At 32.5% G+C, this 16,308-nt stretch carries 14 protein-coding genes; 3 read left to right on the plus strand and 11 right to left on the minus strand.

From position 1 onward, the window contains the following. Position 1: 1 nt before the first annotated feature. From ASF10_RS19050 to ASF10_RS24380, 7 genes are all read right to left on the minus strand, one after another. Positions 2-1,270 (minus strand): hypothetical protein, encoded by a 1,269-nt coding sequence (locus tag ASF10_RS19050; protein ID WP_056252710.1) that lies wholly within the window; start codon positions 1,268-1,270, stop codon positions 2-4. 3 nt (positions 1,271-1,273) lie between these two features. Next, the gene (locus ASF10_RS19055) at positions 1,274-1,684 is read right to left on the minus strand and encodes a hypothetical protein (RefSeq protein WP_056252713.1); all 411 of its coding nucleotides are present in this window, start codon (positions 1,682-1,684) and stop codon (positions 1,274-1,276) included. A 15-nt stretch (positions 1,685-1,699) separates the two neighbouring features. Beyond that, positions 1,700-1,981, minus strand: coding sequence for a membrane protein insertion efficiency factor YidD (gene yidD, locus ASF10_RS19060; RefSeq protein WP_056252714.1), 282 nt, complete (start codon positions 1,979-1,981; stop codon positions 1,700-1,702). Continuing rightward, on the minus strand, positions 1,978-2,211 hold the full coding sequence (locus ASF10_RS19065) for a hypothetical protein (protein ID WP_056252718.1): 234 nt from the start codon (positions 2,209-2,211) through the stop codon (positions 1,978-1,980). Before ASF10_RS19065 ends, yidD begins: the two co-directional genes overlap by 4 nt. Positions 2,212-2,384: 173 nt before the next feature. Then, positions 2,385-3,053 (minus strand): response regulator, encoded by a 669-nt coding sequence (locus ASF10_RS19070; RefSeq protein WP_056252721.1) that lies wholly within the window; start codon positions 3,051-3,053, stop codon positions 2,385-2,387. A gap of 6 nt (positions 3,054-3,059) precedes the next feature. Then, positions 3,060-4,763 (minus strand): tetratricopeptide repeat-containing sensor histidine kinase, encoded by a 1,704-nt coding sequence (locus ASF10_RS19075; RefSeq protein ID WP_056252724.1) that lies wholly within the window; start codon positions 4,761-4,763, stop codon positions 3,060-3,062. Between the two features lie 51 nt (positions 4,764-4,814). Further along, positions 4,815-4,988 carry a hypothetical protein gene (locus ASF10_RS24380; RefSeq protein ID WP_198529612.1) on the minus strand — a complete coding sequence of 58 codons (174 nt, stop codon included), beginning with the start codon at positions 4,986-4,988 and terminating at the stop codon, positions 4,815-4,817. 356 nt (positions 4,989-5,344) lie between these two features. Here ASF10_RS24380 and ASF10_RS24385 point away from each other — a divergent pair, with 356 nt between their 5' ends. Then, positions 5,345-6,367 (plus strand): hypothetical protein, encoded by a 1,023-nt coding sequence (locus ASF10_RS24385; RefSeq protein WP_198529613.1) that lies wholly within the window; start codon positions 5,345-5,347, stop codon positions 6,365-6,367. A gap of 82 nt (positions 6,368-6,449) precedes the next feature. Here ASF10_RS24385 and ASF10_RS19085 read toward each other — a convergent pair whose 3' ends face one another. Further along, positions 6,450-6,866: a helix-turn-helix domain-containing protein gene (locus ASF10_RS19085; RefSeq protein WP_056252727.1), complete on the minus strand. Its 417-nt coding sequence runs from the start codon at positions 6,864-6,866 to the stop codon at positions 6,450-6,452. Between the two features lie 450 nt (positions 6,867-7,316). Between ASF10_RS19085 and ASF10_RS19090 the strand changes: the two genes are divergently transcribed. After that, the gene (locus tag ASF10_RS19090) at positions 7,317-7,733 is read left to right on the plus strand and encodes a lipocalin family protein (protein ID WP_056252731.1); all 417 of its coding nucleotides are present in this window, start codon (positions 7,317-7,319) and stop codon (positions 7,731-7,733) included. A gap of 82 nt (positions 7,734-7,815) precedes the next feature. On the opposite strand, the gene ASF10_RS19095 is transcribed toward ASF10_RS19090, so the two are convergent. After that, complete coding sequence (locus tag ASF10_RS19095) at positions 7,816-11,811, minus strand: PAS domain S-box protein (protein ID WP_056252733.1); 3,996 nt, start codon at positions 11,809-11,811, stop codon at positions 7,816-7,818. Positions 11,812-11,823: 12 nt separating this feature from the next. Continuing rightward, on the minus strand, positions 11,824-12,273 hold the full coding sequence (locus tag ASF10_RS19100; protein WP_056252735.1) for a response regulator: 450 nt from the start codon (positions 12,271-12,273) through the stop codon (positions 11,824-11,826). 488 nt (positions 12,274-12,761) lie between these two features. On the opposite strand from ASF10_RS19100, the gene ASF10_RS19105 reads away from it, so the two are divergent. Beyond that, positions 12,762-13,634 (plus strand): DMT family transporter, encoded by an 873-nt coding sequence (locus tag ASF10_RS19105; protein WP_056252738.1) that lies wholly within the window; start codon positions 12,762-12,764, stop codon positions 13,632-13,634. A 36-nt stretch (positions 13,635-13,670) separates the two neighbouring features. Here the strand turns inward: ASF10_RS19105 and ASF10_RS19110 are convergent, their stop codons facing one another. Continuing rightward, complete coding sequence (locus tag ASF10_RS19110) at positions 13,671-16,067, minus strand: mechanosensitive ion channel family protein (protein WP_056252739.1); 2,397 nt, start codon at positions 16,065-16,067, stop codon at positions 13,671-13,673. Between the last annotated feature and the right edge of the window lie 241 nt (positions 16,068-16,308).

The raw sequence follows: 16,308 nt of genomic DNA on the forward strand, positions 1-16,308 counted from the left end.
ATTAATTTTTAGAATAAATCAAATGTTGAAAATCAGGATCGATGAGGTTTAATTTGCTTAAATGTTCTTCTGAAAAAAGATCGCAATTTTGTAATAACTCCGTTTTTTCGGTGTGAGGTAAAGCAATTTCAGTATTAATTGCCTGAAACCATCCTTCTTTATATTGATGATGATAATGCAGATATTCTTTTACAGGAAACACAAAACCGTCAATTTTAGATTGTAATTCAGATATTTTTCCTGTTATGGTTACTATTTGCTGTTTAAAATCATTGACCTTGTTGATGTAATCTGTTTTTAGTTTTTCGAGATCAAGAAGGTTTTCTTTTTTACCTCTAATAAATGCCCTGATTTTATCGATGTTTTCAAATTCTTTCATCACAAAATCAAAAACAAGTCCCCAGATAATATAAACCACAAATCCGGCAAATATGATCATCCAAAACTCAGCTTCGCCCAATGCGATATTCAAATTATAAGGTGCAGAATCTGTAGTTTTGTTAAATTCATATATTTTCTTTTCGATTTGATATGCTAAAAGAGCATCAAACAGAAATGTTGTAACAAATAGGGCAATCATTCTGAAGACGTTTTTAATACCTTTTCCTTTTTGCACCATATGTATTACGTAGCCTAAACCCATAAATACAAACGGAATCGTAATTACCAAAACACCTTCAAGCCAGCTTGCCTTAAAAGAATTGGTCAACGCATTTGCATCAAAAATTGCAGCGGTTAAACTATCATTTGCAAATTCTTTGAAAAAAGCAGAATAAGATGCCGAAATGTAAAACACCAATACATAAAGCGTTATAGGAAGCAACAAAAATAAACCAATATAAAATTGTGCTTTTAAGCCCTTTCCGTCTTCGATTCCGTATTTATCAGGATTGCGTTTTACCTCGATAATTTCATTTTTGATCTGGTCGATTTCATCCGTAATATCCTGTTCTTTTTTCTCGTATATGCCTATTGCGGCTTCAGATTTTTTAAGCTCGGTTCTGTTTTTTTCCTGTTCCTCCTTATAAGGTTGTTTTAATCTGTCTTGCTCCAGTTTTTGTTTTCGGCACTGATCTTCAAAACTCATATATAAGTTTTGCAGACACGCTTTTAGAACAATTGGTTTTCCGGTTGCTTTTATCGATGCAGCAAATCCGCTTTGATAATACGTTATTCTGATTTGTTCTCTGTCTTCTTCATTTTCGTCTAAAGTTTTGATTTGAGAATCCTCTGTTTTTTTTAAACTGAATAGTTGTGATAGTGGTTTCATAACTTAGGAATTTAATTGACTAATAATTTCTTCTTTCTGAATATTTTTTTGAACACAATCAATAAGATAACTGGATAAATCATTGATGTTTTCATCCAAAAAATTAAATTTTCGGCAATACTTTTTCAGCATATTTTCTTCATCATCCGTAATCTTTCCATCTGCCCAAATGATTCTTGTAAAATCGTACAAGTATTCTATTTTGGTAGTTAAATTTTCCGGTACAATAAACTCTGTACTAATAGGATTTAGAAAAAGCTTATCAAGTTCCTCTCTCGGAATTCCGCGTTCGTCTGCAAAGTGATATAGCATCTGAAGTTCTAAAACATCAAATTGATCATCAGACAATGCCATTTGATATAATCTTAAAAAGTGGCTTTTTAGTTCGATAGTCATGTTAGTTGATTCATTCATAGTAGGATAATTGTTTTAATTGATTAATCTATCTGCGATTTCTTCCCTGTCAATAATTAATTGAGAAGGAAGAATCATTTGTATCTGATTGTTAATTGGATTTTTAAAAATTTGAAAGTTTCCTCTGCAATTTTTATATCTAAATTGAAATGCTTTTAATCCCTTTATTAATCCTTCTTTTTGAGTGACTTCAAAAACATAATTGGAACAGGATTTTTTAAAAATGCATTTTCTCCTTTTAGATTGAGGGATAAAATTCCAATACAATCGAATGATGAATAATATCAAATATTTCATCTTTTCTGAAAAACAACCATTTGATTATTTGTTGTGTAACCTGGGCGGGCTCCAATTCCAAAACAGCCGTTATCTGGATGAACAAATGTTGATACACTTTCTAATCTTACATATTCCCAACCTTGATTTGTGAAACTTTTTATCAAGCTTTCAAGTTGTTCAGCAACATGATTTGAGTTTTCTTTTTTTGCATCAATTGATGCTACGAATGGTACTACTTTGTATTCCATAATTTTTAGGTTTTTAAATTATTATTAATATTAGAATTTTTAACAATTAAAACTTAAACCTATTTGAAACCAGTATTTTACGGAAATCCATAATCAGCAATTTTTTAAATTCAGGCAATAAAAAAAAGCTCCCGAAGGAGCTTTTAAAATTTATAATTCTATGATAATGAGATTTAAATAATCCCCATATCTTTTACGATAGAAACCAAATGAACGGTATTATTTGCTTTAAAAAAATCTTTCAATTTCGAAAGTCTTTTTTCCATAGCACTTTTGCTATTGGGTTTTACACCCAAGTCTTTAAATATTTGTATGATTTCGTCTTGAGGCGTTCCGGATGATAAATGTTTTAAAATTTTAATATCGAGATCGTCTATTTCGAAATTGCTTTTTTCCTGCAATGCAGAGGCAACTTCGGGAGAAATATATTTTCCTTCAGAGGTAGAAATGAGATTGATTGCTTTCTTTAATTCTTCGATACTTGTTAAACCCTTTAATACAAAACCATCAATATCTGCATTATCAAAAAGAGATTTAATTCGGTAACTTTTATCTTCTACAGAATAGGCAATGATTTTAATATCAGGTTGTAATTCCCGAACTTTTTGAACCAGTTCGTCACCATTGGTAATTTTTACTTCTCGATGATCTGTCTTGAAAGAAAGATCACTAATCAATAAATCATAAGGTTCATTTTTATTAATAGCTGCGCGTATTTTCAAAAACGCATCATCACAATACTTTGAATGTTGAAACTCAACAATATTTAAATCTTTTAAAACTTGCTCAATTCCTAAACTGATAGCATCAAGATCTTCGGCTATTATTACTTTTTTAAACATAGGCTTTTATTTAGGCAGTGTTATTTTTACTTTGAATCCTTTTTCTGGTTCAGTGTCAAAAGTAATAGTTCCTTTTATGGATAAAATACGGTTTTCCATATTTTGCAAACCATTTTTTACAATTTGATCTTTTTCACAACCTTTTCCGTTATCGGTATAATCAATAAAAACTATTTTCCCGTTACTTTCAAACTTTAAAACAACGATCGAAGCCTGACTATGTTTCTTCATATTGACCATTAACTCTTGTAAAATTCTCTGAATGGTAACCTTTTTAATAGTGTCTACTAATTCCCAATTTACTTTTTCGATATTATTAATAATCACGTTTGTATTGCTGCTATTATAAGTCGAAAGCATTTCTTTTAGATTGACTGAATAATTTATTCCGGTATCGATACTATTGTTTTCTCTCGAAATTCCGCGAACGCGAGTATAAATATGATTCAGTTTTTGTAGCAAGTTTTCTTTTATTTCCTCTTTGGTCAAAGATTGCGTTTGCGTAAAAGTCATGGCATTAAAAACATCATTTGCCAACTCGTCATGAATATCTTTCGCAATTCTGGTTTCGGTATCGTAGGCAGTTTTTATTTTCTCAATCCTGTTTCGGTTTTGGTAATATTTTCTGAGATATAATGATAAAAAGAGTAAAGCAATAAATCCAATTATTAAAAATATTCTTTGGTATCTTGCTTCTTGAAGCGATAATTCATTTTCTGCTTTCTCTAAACGCAGTTTTTGGTTTTCGTCTTTTTCTTTTTTAGAATCGTATTTTATTTTGGCAAACTTATTTTTAAAGTTATTTCTAATCTTAATAATACTGTCATTTAGATAAACATATTTTTGAGCATATTCTGTAGTATGAATGCTGGATGTATTCGAAATTAAAAAAGATAATGATTCCAGGCGTTCATCAATACTATGCAATTTTGTAGCAATTTGATATGCCGTTTTCGCATATTGATGAGATTTATCAGGATTTGTTTTCGAGTAATATTCTGCAAGATGTATATTGCTTTCGATATTACCATACGTATCGGCGATTTTGTTTCTTAGGTTAAAACTATCTTGCATTAATAAAAGTCCTTTTTCTGATAGCCCTTTTTTAAAATAAGCATAACCTAAATTATCCAAAATTTTTGCTTTGATATAATAATTTTCTTCAGCAAGTTTTTTGTTTACTATAGACTCCAAAATTTTAATGGCCTCATCATATTTCTTTTGCTCAATAAATACAACGGCAATATTGTTTAACGGATATTGTTTTGATGCTTCGTCTGTACAATCTTTTAAAGCTTCTTTGTAATAAAAAATGGCATCATTGTATAACGAAAGTTCTTTATCTGCAATGCCGAACAAATTATTAATAGCCGCACTGTAAATATCTTTCTTTTTAATATAAGGTAATGCCTCGGTCAGGGTTTCTTTACTGCCATAATAATCGCCATTTATTTGCTGAATGGTAGCCATTTGAGTAAGATTGTATGTAATATTACTACTGTCTTTTGTGGATTCGAATGCTATTTTTGATTTATTAAAATAATAAAAAGCACTATTGAAGTTTTTATTTTCCAGATTAGAGATTCCTTTTTCTCTTAAATTATAGCCTTCTTCTGAGACTGTTTTTTTGTGTATAGATGAAGTCGTTGTTTCTTTGCACGAAAGAAAAATCAGGAAAATAAGGAAACAAAAAAACGGGGACCGTAGCATAAAACTTACTTTCCCCGAATTTACTAATTTATTATATATCAACCAGTATTCTTAGTCTGGTTTTTTTGGTGGTGGAATCGGTATAACAGCATCGCCGGGACCATCGGCATATGTTGGTACTGTAGGTTTAACTTCTTTTTTAACCTCATCGTATTCATCAGCTGTGCAAGAAACAACAGTTGTACTCAATAGCGCAAACGCTCCCAATATAAATAACTTTTTCATGTTTTTATAATTTTAAAAGTAAGCATGAGTATTGCCGTCCGGAGTTCATCCGGATCTTGTTAAAGCAATAATCATTTCGTGTTTTGGGAAGTGAAGTGCGTAGAACTATAAGAGGTTGATTTATACTTCCCGGATAAATCTTGTCTTACGGTTTTCCGTACTTTTAATTGAACTAGTTTTGTATTTTTGTTTTAATTCGATATCGAATAAGAACTAATTCTGAAGCAAAGGAACAACGCTTATGAGCCTGTTTTGATAGGGAATTCCGGGAATTCCGATGTATTTTTTGAAGTCCTGAGAATTCCGTAGAAGTCCTTGAAAATCCAATTACGAAATCCTTAAAATTCCGCAAGCGTATGCCAAACAATACTTTTGAAGATTATAAAATAGCTGTTAAAAAGAAGTATGAGATTGAAAAAAAAGGCGATCATTCTTTTTATTTGAGTAGTCCCACGAGAGCAAGACTTCGTAATTTGTGTTGGGAGTTATTTCAGCAGCAAAACAGAAATCAAGATGATTTAAATGTTTTTAGTTCTTTATTAGGACTAGCTTTTGATGTGAATAAAAGAAATAAGTTTGATGAACAAATAGATAAATTCAGACCTATTGATAATTATTTTAAAGGAGAAAGTGATCCCGCAAATGTTGACGCAGTAAATATGGCTGCAATTCTGGTAGATTTTGAAGCAAGACCTTTTAATAAATTTAGACTTAAAGAGTTATTTAAAGATGAAATTCAAGTTGATGATGAAGACGAAGTAGGATTCTCAAGTCCGGAAAGAGAACAAAGTGAACAAAAGAAGAAAATTGACAGTTCATTAATTTTGGATACATTTATTGATGAAAAGGAAAAAGAAAAAGGAAGGGAAAAAGGAATTGAAGATGAAACTCCAATATTTAGAACAAGAGAAAAAGTAACTGATATTGAAGTAAGACAGCCAACAATAAATTCATTTGCAAATACAAGTATTGAAAGAAATCATAAAAAGAAATTTCCACCAATAACGATAAAACACGCCATTGTATTTGCCTCAGTTTTTTTATTTATAGGATTTGTAGTGATCTATTTTGCTTTTCCAAATAAGGAATGCATGCAATGGTCTGGCGATCATTATGAAATTGTAGATTGTGAATTGAAAATACAAGGTGTTGGCAAGTCATCTAATATCGAAATTTTAGATCCAACTCTCGTTAATCTCAAAAAGATTAAAGTTTGCGATACCACAACTTATTTTGATAAAAACGGAGTAGCGATTATTTGGTATGCTAAAACAGCAAACGGAATTGATTTTTTTAACGTTCATGGCAGACATCCGGAAAATAATAGTCCGTTACGACCTGTGACGCATTATATCATAAATAAGTATGTAAAAAAATAAATATTTAAGTAATATTTATTTCAATAAAAAAGGGCGAGACTTTATATAAAGTCTCGCCCTTTTTTTGATAAGTTACAACAGATTATTTTCTGTTTAATACTTTTTCTAAATATTCCAGTTTATCTTTTTCAGCTTGTAATAAACGTTCGTAAAGTTTTCTGTTTTCTTCAATTGATTCCATTAGCTTATCCAAGGAATTGAATGTACAATTATTTGCAAAAGTACCTTGGCTATTATTATTACTATTATCGTAGAAATTATTAAAATAATTAATCGCGGCTTCGTCTGAGAAGTTTTTAAGAGCTTCGACGTTTACTCCCAATACTTTTGCTATTTCAATAAGTCTTTCTTCTTCTATGGTTTCGCTATTTTCGATAGCAGATATTGTTTGCTGGCTTATTCCTAAAGCTTGCGCCAAAGCTTCCTGCTTCATATCTCTAAGTTCGCGAATACGGCTGATTTTTCGCCCTATATGATTTGGTTTTGTAAGTGTGCTCATAATTCAAAGATAATAATTAAGTGTAATCCGGCGATGTGTAAAAAACATATTTAGCATTGTACCATACCGTTAAAATAATTTGATATCATCTAAATAGATTCCTTGCCTGCCTTTATGAAGTAAAAATACAATTTTTAGCAGACCTAATTATTAGAACCAACAACTTGTTTCTATAAAACCCGCTAATCTTTTGATATATCCTTACTACAAGAGTAAAAGGATAGTTTTACCTATATATAAGTCTCGTTGAAAATATTGCATATTATGCTTTTCTGAGATAAATACTACCGGATTTGTTGCAGGAATGTTATTTCGTAAAGCATTTCTTTAAACTTATGTGAAATTATGTAAATCAAATCGAAAATTATAGAACATTATTCATCGACTTTGAAAGTAATTTAGCATAAATAATTTTAAACAAATCAAACAATAATTTTTAAAAGAAATCACATGAAAACTAAAAGAATATTATTCGCAGTATTATTAAGCATCGGTTTATTTGCAACATCTTGTAGTAACGATGACAACGACGGAGAAACAATTGTACCAATCCAGGGGAAATATAATTTAAGCCAAACTGGAACAATCATTAACGGACAAGAAGTGTTAATCGACGCTCCTCAAAACGCAAGTGGTTGTAACAGAGATTACCTTGATCTAAGATTAAGCAACGCTGCAGTTATTGGTGATTATGATGGTACAAACTGTGCATTGACAGAAACTACTGGAACTTATGTAAGATCTCATAATGATTTAACTCTTACGGTAGGTGCTGTAAGTTCTACAAGTGATATCATGAATCTTACTAACAAAGAATTAAAAATAAAAGATAAAGTTACTGGTGTTATTACTGTTTATACAAGATAATATCTATCAGAAATTGATCTTTTAATGTTATGGATTAAAAGTAAAAACGGAAATGACTTTCTAAAAGTTATTTCCGTTTTTTTTAGTTTAAATTTTGAACTACAGGAATATAGATATTAAATGTAGCTCCTTTATTTTTTTCGCCAGTGGCGGTGATAACTCCGTTATGGTTTTCTACAATTTTTTTTACGATTGCAAGTCCAATTCCTGTTCCGGTATATTCTAATTTTCCGTGTAAGCGCTGGAAAACTTCAAATATTTTTTTGCTGTATTGCGGTTCAAAACCAATACCGTTATCTGAGATACTAATATGGCAATACTCCAGATCTTTTGATAAAAGCTCATTGTTTAAATCTTCGCCTTTTGCAAATTCACAATTTATTTTTATTACAGTACGAATATCAGGATTCGAAAATTTAATCGAATTACTCGCAAGATTATACAATAATTGTCTAAACTGAAACGGAATAATACTTACTTCGCAGGTTTTATCAGTTTCGATTATCGCTTCTTTTTGTTCGAGTTCTTCTTTTAAATCTTCTTTTACGGCATCGATAATTTCAGAAAGATCTACTTTTTCAAATTTACGTTCCTGAATATTCGTTCTCGAATACGAGAGAAGATCATTTATAAGAGTTTGCATTCGCTGCGCAGCATTTTGCATTCGCAGGAATTTATCTTTTCCTGAATCTGATAAATTCTCAGATTCTTTCTCGATAATTTGCGTTGCAAAAGTTTGAATTTTTCGCAAAGGTTCCTGCAAATCGTGACTCGAAATATAAGCAAACGATTGTAGTTCTTTGTTCATTTGCTCCAGTTCTACATTTTTTTGCTCCAGTTCTTTTGTACGTGCGGTAACTTGTTTTTCGAGTTCTTGTGTAAATGCCTTTTCTGTCTGAATATCCGTAAAAGCACCAACCCATTTAATGATTTTGTTGTCTTTATTCAAAACCGGTTCACCAATAACGGCGTGCCATCTATAGGTTCCGTCTTTTCTTAAAACCCTTACATCTGTTTTATAAACTTCTCCGGTGGCTAAACTATTGCTCCAGGTTTTTGTGTTTTGTTCAAAATCATCAGGATGAATCATGGCTTTCCATTCGGCTTCGCCAGCAGGAATTACGCCAGTATATTCTAACCATTTACCAGAAGTAAATAATGCATTTCCTTTCTCGTCAGTTTCCCAGATAAGCTGTGGAATACTCTCGGTCAGGGAACGGAATTTCTTTTCGCTTTCTTCTATTTTTTTTCGTGCTTCGACTTTTTCGGTTACATCGATCAGGGTCATTTTTATTCCTGAAATCGTATCGTCTAATTCTCGTTGCGGTGCATATTCAAAATCAATATACATTTTATGTTCCTTATTATCGTGGTTTACATAAAACAAAGACTCAGATTCTGAATGTACATTTCCGGTTGTATAAACCTGATTTAAGAGTTTGGCGTATTTTTGTTTTTTGAGTTCCGGAAAAACTTCTAATATGTTTTTGCCCTGAACATCGCTTTCATTTTTTCTCCAGATATTTTTCAAAAGTGCTCCGTTGACCATTTCGATCACCATATCTTTGCCTTTTAAAATCGCTTTAGGAACAGGAGATTCCATGACCAGTTTTCGAAATCTTTTTTCGCTGGCTTCAAGTTCCTGCTGATGATTTTTTTCATCTGTAATATCCCTGACGGTTCCCAGTAATTTTTCAGGATTATTTTCTGAGTCATAAAATACTTTTCCTTTGGCTTCGACCCAATGAATCGATTGATCGTCCCATATTACTCGCGCTTCGTAGTAAATATTTCCCAGATTAATGGCTTCCTTAAAAGCTTTTTCGCGTATGTGTAAATCGTCAGGATGAACGTGACTAAGAAGTTGGGCATGAGTTAAATATTCTTCTCCTTTATAACCGGTAACAATTTCCAGATATCGGTTAGAATATTGCAAGTCTTTTGTTTTTACATATAATTCCCAAGTACCCAATTCACTTGCTTCGACTATTATATTAAGTCTTTCTTCGTTTATTTCGGTCTTTTTACGGGCTTCAACTTTTTCAGTAACCTCAGTTACGGTAACGATAATTCCTGAAATTTGTCCATTTTCTTCCTTTAACGGATGATAAAGAAAATCGAAATAAAAGATTTCCGGAGTTCCGGTTCTATTTATTGGTACAGGCAATTCGTTTCCGTGATAAGGAATTCCGGTTGCATAAACAGTATCTAAAAGTTCGCCAACTGTTGATTTTACTTCAGGAAGAGAATCAAATAAAGGTCTGCCAATAAAATTATTTTCTTCGCGACCTACTAATTTTAAGTACGTTTCGTTCGCCATTTCTACCACATGATTTGGTCCACGCATAATGGTGATTCCTACAGGCGCTTGCTTAACGGTGTTTCTAAAACGTTTATCAGCTTCTTCAATTTTTTGTCTTGCAATAACCTGCGGCGTATTATCGAGTACCCAAATAGCAATTTTGGTTACTTTTTCCTCAATATTTTTTAGCGGCGCATATACAAAAGTTACATAGATAGTTTCTTCTTTTCCATGTCTAATGAGATTCATTGCGACCTCATTTGCAAAAAACGGATTTCCTTCGTCAACAACTTTTTGCAAAGCACCTTCATAAGCAGATTTTACCTCAGCAAAAGGTTCCCAATAGTTTTTTCCGGCAATCTCTTCATAAGGTTTTCCTGCAACTTCGATAAAACTGTCATTGACAATTTCGGCTATTAAAGTTTCTGCATCCAGTACGCAAATACCAATTGGTGATTGCAATACCATACTTCGCAAATTTTGTTCGCTTTCTTCTATTTTTTTCTTGGCTAAATTCAAATCCGTCAAGTCGACTCCGGTATTCATTACGCCATATACATTACCGTTTACGTCATATATTGGCGTTAAACTGTAATTAAAATAATAAGTGCCTACTTGTCCGTCTACATTAATATCCAAAGGAGTATTTTGTGTATGAAAAGATTTTCCGCTGGTTAAAACTTCAGTAATTTGTTCAAAAACCAACTGATTATCGAGTTCCGGAACCACATCTTTAAATGATTTCCCGATGACATCATTCCCTTTTCCCCATATTTTTATAATAGTATCATTTGCCAGTTCTACCGTCATTTCTTTGCCAACGTATAAAGCGATCGGGAAAGGGGCGTTTTCTACCAACTCTCTTACTTTTTGTTCGCTTTCTTCTATTTTAGAACGAGAAAGTACCTGCGGAGTAACTTCTATTGCAATTCCTACAACACCAGATATACTTCCGTCAGTTTCTGTCAGGGCTTCGTAAACAAAATTTAAATACGTATCTTCTATTTTTCCGCCTCGCGGCAATTTGACAAGTTGTTCGTTGGCAATAAATTTTATACCGGTTTCATATACATTATTCAGTACATCTTCAAGATATTGATTTCTTGTTTCCGGTAAAGCATCAAAAACAGGTTTGTTGAGGATTTCGCTGGCTTCGACTCCCCATAACTGAATCATTCCATCGTTTGCAATTTCTACAACATGATCTTTTCCTCGCATAACACACATGGCAACAGGAGCTTGCATGATATTGTTTCTAAATCTTGCATTACTTTCTGTAAGAGCTTCTGTCGCTCGAACTTTGTCTGTTGTTTCTATAACTGTAACGAAAATACCGCCAACTTCGCCATTTTCCTTTTTAATGGGACTGTATGAAAAATTGAAATAACATTCTTCATCAAAACCATTTCTGTTTAATACCAGTTTTAAATCAGAGTGACTAACAGATTCTCCTTGCATTACATCACTAAACATAGGAGAAATAGTGTCCCATGCTTCTGCAAACGTAATTTTCGAACTAATTCCTAAAGCTTCGGGATGTTTGGTTGAACCCAAAATAGGGCGAAACCCATCATTATAAATTTGGGTGTAGTTTTCTCCCCAGGCAATATACATCCCAAACGGATTGTTGAGCACTACAGCAACCATGGTTTTAAGACTTTGTGGCCAGTTTTCAGGATCGCCTAACGAAGTTTCATTCCAGTTTTTGGCACGCATCAATTCACCCATTTCGCCACCATTGGATAGAAAATAATGATTATTATCTGTTAAGCTCATTCTGGAAACGAATTAGGGTTGAAGGATAAATTGCTCTCTTAAAGGTTGCTTAAAATTATTTTGAGATGCTGTTGTAAGAGCATTTTCGATTACTTTTTTTAATTTAGAAAATTCGCCCGGTTTACGGATATAATAAGTCGCCCCTTTTTTATACATCAGGTCAACAATCTCATTATCCAGCGAAGTAGAGAAAATAATAACAGGAAGATTTTTTAATTCTTCGTTTTCTTTAATTTCTTTCAAACATTCAGAGCCATTTTTACGAGGCATATTAAGATCCAGAAAAAGCAGGTCCGGCAAATTTTCTGCTGAATGATCCGCTAGAAAATCCATAAGCTGTACGCCATCATTTACAGTTACAAGAGATACAGGAAGCGACAGTTCATCCAGTGCTTCTTTAAAAAAAGCGCAATCATCTTCATCATCATCTGCCAGCAGTAAATTGTAATTCTGTTTAATCATTTGTTGTATTGTGATTTTTTTATTTTTTCGAAAATTAAATCGCTCTCTAATCTGTAATCAGCTCTCATTTAAGATTTATTTCCCTGTTAAAGGAGATGTTGTATAATCCAAAATCGATTTAATTCTGCTAAGATAGGACTAATTTACTTACTATTAATCAGGAATATACCGATAAATTTAACGCTTTACTGTAGAAATCAATAATTCCTTATTTTTTGTGTATCGTTTTTAAAATTAGAAGGTTAAGGATTTTTTTAAAGTGGTTTTTAAGTGAATTTGAAGAATTAAAAAAACGATTTAAAGCAATAGAACAATTGTTAATGTATTAAAACCCTTGCCCTGACTGTCTAAATTTATTTTTATATTTGCCGCAGATAAGAAACATACATACAATTTTCTAACGTTAGAGAAGAAATCGGGATTATTGTACTTCTTTTGCCTTGTGCATACTCTAATAGTTTAATGTAATTCATTAATACTATATAGACATGCAAAAAAAACATTTTTATTTACTGCTTCTCATTGCAGGAACGGCTTTCTGGGGGATTTCCTTCACATTTGTAAAAGTTGGTATTGGCGTTGGTTCACCATTCGTATTTTTATTTTATAAATTCTTAATAGCGGCACTTTGCCTGGCTATTGTTTTTATCAGACAACTTCAATTTATTTCGAAAAAAACATTAAAAATCAGCTTGCTAATTGGTATTCCGCTTCTTGCCGGAACAATTTTACAAACAATAGGACTTCAATATACCACAGTTTCAAATGCTGCATTTATTACAGGATTAGATGTATTGCTAATACCCATATTGAAATTTTTAGTGTACAAAAAGAAAATAGAAAACAAAGTTTGGATTGCCTGTATTATGGCGCTCACAGGACTTTATAGTATTGTGGTCAAAGACGGATTATCGCTCAATTACGGTGATTTGCTAATTGTGGCATGTGCTTTTGGGTTTGCTTTTTATGTGCTTCAGGTAGGAAAATATGCTAAAGAACAAAAACCAATGCCTGCCGTAATATTGATGCTGTTTTTATGTGCTTTCGGATGTTTGATTTTCGCTTTATTTGATACTAATTCTAATTGGTTTCCGGAAACAGACGGTTTTTGGACAGGTATTTTTTTTACTGCTATTCCTGCAACGGCTTTTATGTATGCAGTTCAAAATGTAGCACAGCGTTATTTGGGCGAAGAAAAAGTTGCACTTACTTATTTATTCGAACCTGTGTTTGCCACTATTGCGGGAGTTTTTATTCTTGGAGAAAATTTTACCAGCCAAATCTTAATAGGAGGAATGCTGATTATTTCGGCCATGTTTATTTCTGAGGTTAACTTCAAAAAAAAATCCGTCAAAAATTAATGTGACGGATTTAAGATATAAGCTAATTTGATTTTTTTATGTTGATAAGGTCAAACCTTTCGCTTTAAAATTACTAAAAAGAACCTGACGCGCCATACTAATAGTTTCTTCGGTACGGTAAATACTGCACCAGAATTTTATTTGCAATTTGAATTTTTCGTCAGCAATTGCAGTATAATAAATCTGCGGAGATTTAGCATTATTGACTAAATCCATGCTTTCAAGAGATTCTAATATTAAGGCATTAATGTCTTCTGGCATAATATCGCCACTGATTTCTGCAGCAATTTCTACCAGTTTAAAATTATCAGTATACGTCCAGTTCGTAATATTTTGAGATAATAAATTACCATTTGGTATAATGATTTCCGCCCCGTTTGCCGAGTTGATTTTGGTAGTACGCAATCCCATTGATTTTACACGACCGGATTCTGAACTAATATTGATCACGTCGCCAATTTGTATTGGTTTATCAAAAATCAGGATAATACCCGAAACAAAGTTATTAACCACACTCTGAAGTCCAAGTCCAACACCAACACCCAAAGCTCCTAACAAAATACTCAGTTTGTCTAATGGCATTCCGGAAGCAGCAACTGCCAAAAGATATCCGCAAATCAAAACAACAAGTCTGGTGATCAATAATTTAGAATGTTGTTTTTTATTGATGTTTTCTTCGTTTTCATCATCAACTTCGCCAAAAAAGTACGCCACATAATTCTGTAATAAATGGGCAACCCAAATAATAATAAAAAACAATACAATGTTTCCTAAAGTAAAAGTGATGCTTCCTATTGTATTCGGATGACTTAATAATGAAGTTAAACCGGCTCGTAAAGATTCCCAAATGTTTAAATTGGCAGCAATTACAACAACCCACATATAAGTAATAACAATGATGAAAGGTTTTTTGAGAGTTTCAGACAAGCTTTCATAATCAAAAATCTTTTCGATACCGCGTTTTACACGGGTTGTATAAATTTGTAAAAGAATCACCTCTAATACTATTTTTAAAAGTACGCTTAGGGCAACAATTTGAGTAAGTGATATAAAAGCAGTAATGCTCAACATATTGGCAAGAGAAACTCTTCCAAAAAGATTATTAAGGATTGCCAGAACATTCAGGCCTATAAAAATAATAGTCGCCCACTTAAAAAATCCTTTGTAGTAAAGCTGATCTTTCAGGGTTTTTATTTGAACAAATCCATAACGAACGCCCATAATATTGATGATAATAAAAGCACAACGCTGTATAAAACCAACCGCAATAAATAAGTCGAGAAAGCAAAGTATAAAAAATAACACTAAAAGAAGTAGCCAATTGCGCATTGCGACTTTTGACCAATTGTTTTTAAACAGAAAAGTAATAAGTCCCAAAAGCACAAGCTGAATCAACTCTATAAACATTGCCGGAGCATATAAATTACTGACCACAGCAATATTTAACGCAATAACAGCAACGGGAATAATGATACCACGATTTAAATATTTGAAATTAAATTCAGATAGATTTTCTTCATGCCCGTTATTTTTAAGATATTTCAGATTGCGTGAAATATACCAACCCAATAAACCCATTAATAAAATCAGAAAAATTAATCCGCCCGCTCTGTAACTTAAATAATAAGCGGCAACATTTTCTTCGATAATGATTTTGGCTTTGATATTTTTGCCTACTATTTTCTTCGCCGTAGAATCGTTTGTAGTCCATAAAGCAGGATATTCTTTTTTAAGCATGCTTATTCCGGATTGCTCCAGTTTGCTTTCTACAGTGATTAAAGCATTCGATACCGCTATTTTTCGTTCAACAGTCAGTCTTTTATTTTTATTTAAAATATTCTGATTTTTAGTCATCAGACTGTCTGTGCTCAGGTATCTGTTTTTAAGATTGGCAAATTCACTTTTAAATTGTTTGCGACGAATCGTATCCTTCAAAAGTCCCATTAAGGTTTTGTCCTTGCGCAAATCAATTACCCTGGACTTGATTTTTTCAAGAGTCTGATTACGTAAATTGATTGCCGTATTTTGTTCGTTCAGTTCCTGTTCGATTTCTTTCAGGACAATGCGATACATTTGCTGGTTGCGCACATTCGGGTTTGCCCCTTTTAAGCTCGTTAAAATAAGATCAAGTTTGCTTTGCGTTCTTTTGATTTCTCCAAATAAACGATGACTGTTCCCGTCGAATTCCGTATCATTATGTGCCGATTCTAAAACTTCTCCAGCCTTTTCAATAGACATTAAGTAATCACTGTCTGTAACTGTTTCCTGAAATAGTTTCGAACGATTTTCTGTTTTTGCTGGTGCAGTTTCCGTTTCCGTTTTCCCGGCTGCAGTTTCTGTTTTTTCAGGCGTGGTTTGAGAGTAGGTCAGAGGCGCGTAAAAAAAGACGGCTAATAAGGTCAGTAAACCAATAAAATTTCTTTTCTGAATCATAATTTAAGGCATGAATTTAAGGGTCAAATGTAATTTTTTTTGGGATATTTATGATGGAAAGTATGATAAAATTTGGTTAAAAGACAGTTTGCTTATTTCGTATTAATTCTGCTCAGGATTTTTTCGCCAGAGATTAAATGATTAAAATGATTATGCATTTTTAACTAAGATGTTTAAACATAAAAATAGTATTTAGAGAACTTTGATCAAGTTTGAAATAAATTAATTTAAAAACAATTAT

Origin of the sequence: Flavobacterium sp. Leaf82 (assembly GCF_001422725.1) — a bacterium.
Lineage (GTDB): Bacteria > Bacteroidota > Bacteroidia > Flavobacteriales > Flavobacteriaceae > Flavobacterium.

What these genes read in the sequence shown, in the direction of transcription:
- ASF10_RS19050 (WP_056252710.1), bottom strand. Translation starts at nt 1,270, where the DNA reads ATGAAACCACTATCACAACTATTCAGTTTAAAAAAAACAGAGGATTCT.
- ASF10_RS19055 (WP_056252713.1), bottom strand. Translation starts at nt 1,684, where the DNA reads ATGAATGAATCAACTAACATGACTATCGAACTAAAAAGCCACTTTTTA.
- yidD (WP_056252714.1), bottom strand. Translation starts at nt 1,981, where the DNA reads ATGAAATATTTGATATTATTCATCATTCGATTGTATTGGAATTTTATC.
- ASF10_RS19065 (WP_056252718.1), bottom strand. Translation starts at nt 2,211, where the DNA reads ATGGAATACAAAGTAGTACCATTCGTAGCATCAATTGATGCAAAAAAA.
- ASF10_RS19070 (WP_056252721.1), bottom strand. Translation starts at nt 3,053, where the DNA reads ATGTTTAAAAAAGTAATAATAGCCGAAGATCTTGATGCTATCAGTTTA.
- ASF10_RS19075 (WP_056252724.1), bottom strand. Translation starts at nt 4,763, where the DNA reads ATGCTACGGTCCCCGTTTTTTTGTTTCCTTATTTTCCTGATTTTTCTT.
- ASF10_RS24380 (WP_198529612.1), bottom strand. Translation starts at nt 4,988, where the DNA reads ATGAAAAAGTTATTTATATTGGGAGCGTTTGCGCTATTGAGTACAACT.
- ASF10_RS24385 (WP_198529613.1), top strand. Translation starts at nt 5,345, where the DNA reads ATGCCAAACAATACTTTTGAAGATTATAAAATAGCTGTTAAAAAGAAG.
- ASF10_RS19085 (WP_056252727.1), bottom strand. Translation starts at nt 6,866, where the DNA reads ATGAGCACACTTACAAAACCAAATCATATAGGGCGAAAAATCAGCCGT.
- ASF10_RS19090 (WP_056252731.1), top strand. Translation starts at nt 7,317, where the DNA reads ATGAAAACTAAAAGAATATTATTCGCAGTATTATTAAGCATCGGTTTA.
- ASF10_RS19095 (WP_056252733.1), bottom strand. Translation starts at nt 11,811, where the DNA reads ATGAGCTTAACAGATAATAATCATTATTTTCTATCCAATGGTGGCGAA.
- ASF10_RS19100 (WP_056252735.1), bottom strand. Translation starts at nt 12,273, where the DNA reads ATGATTAAACAGAATTACAATTTACTGCTGGCAGATGATGATGAAGAT.
- ASF10_RS19105 (WP_056252738.1), top strand. Translation starts at nt 12,762, where the DNA reads ATGCAAAAAAAACATTTTTATTTACTGCTTCTCATTGCAGGAACGGCT.
- ASF10_RS19110 (WP_056252739.1), bottom strand. Translation starts at nt 16,067, where the DNA reads ATGATTCAGAAAAGAAATTTTATTGGTTTACTGACCTTATTAGCCGTC.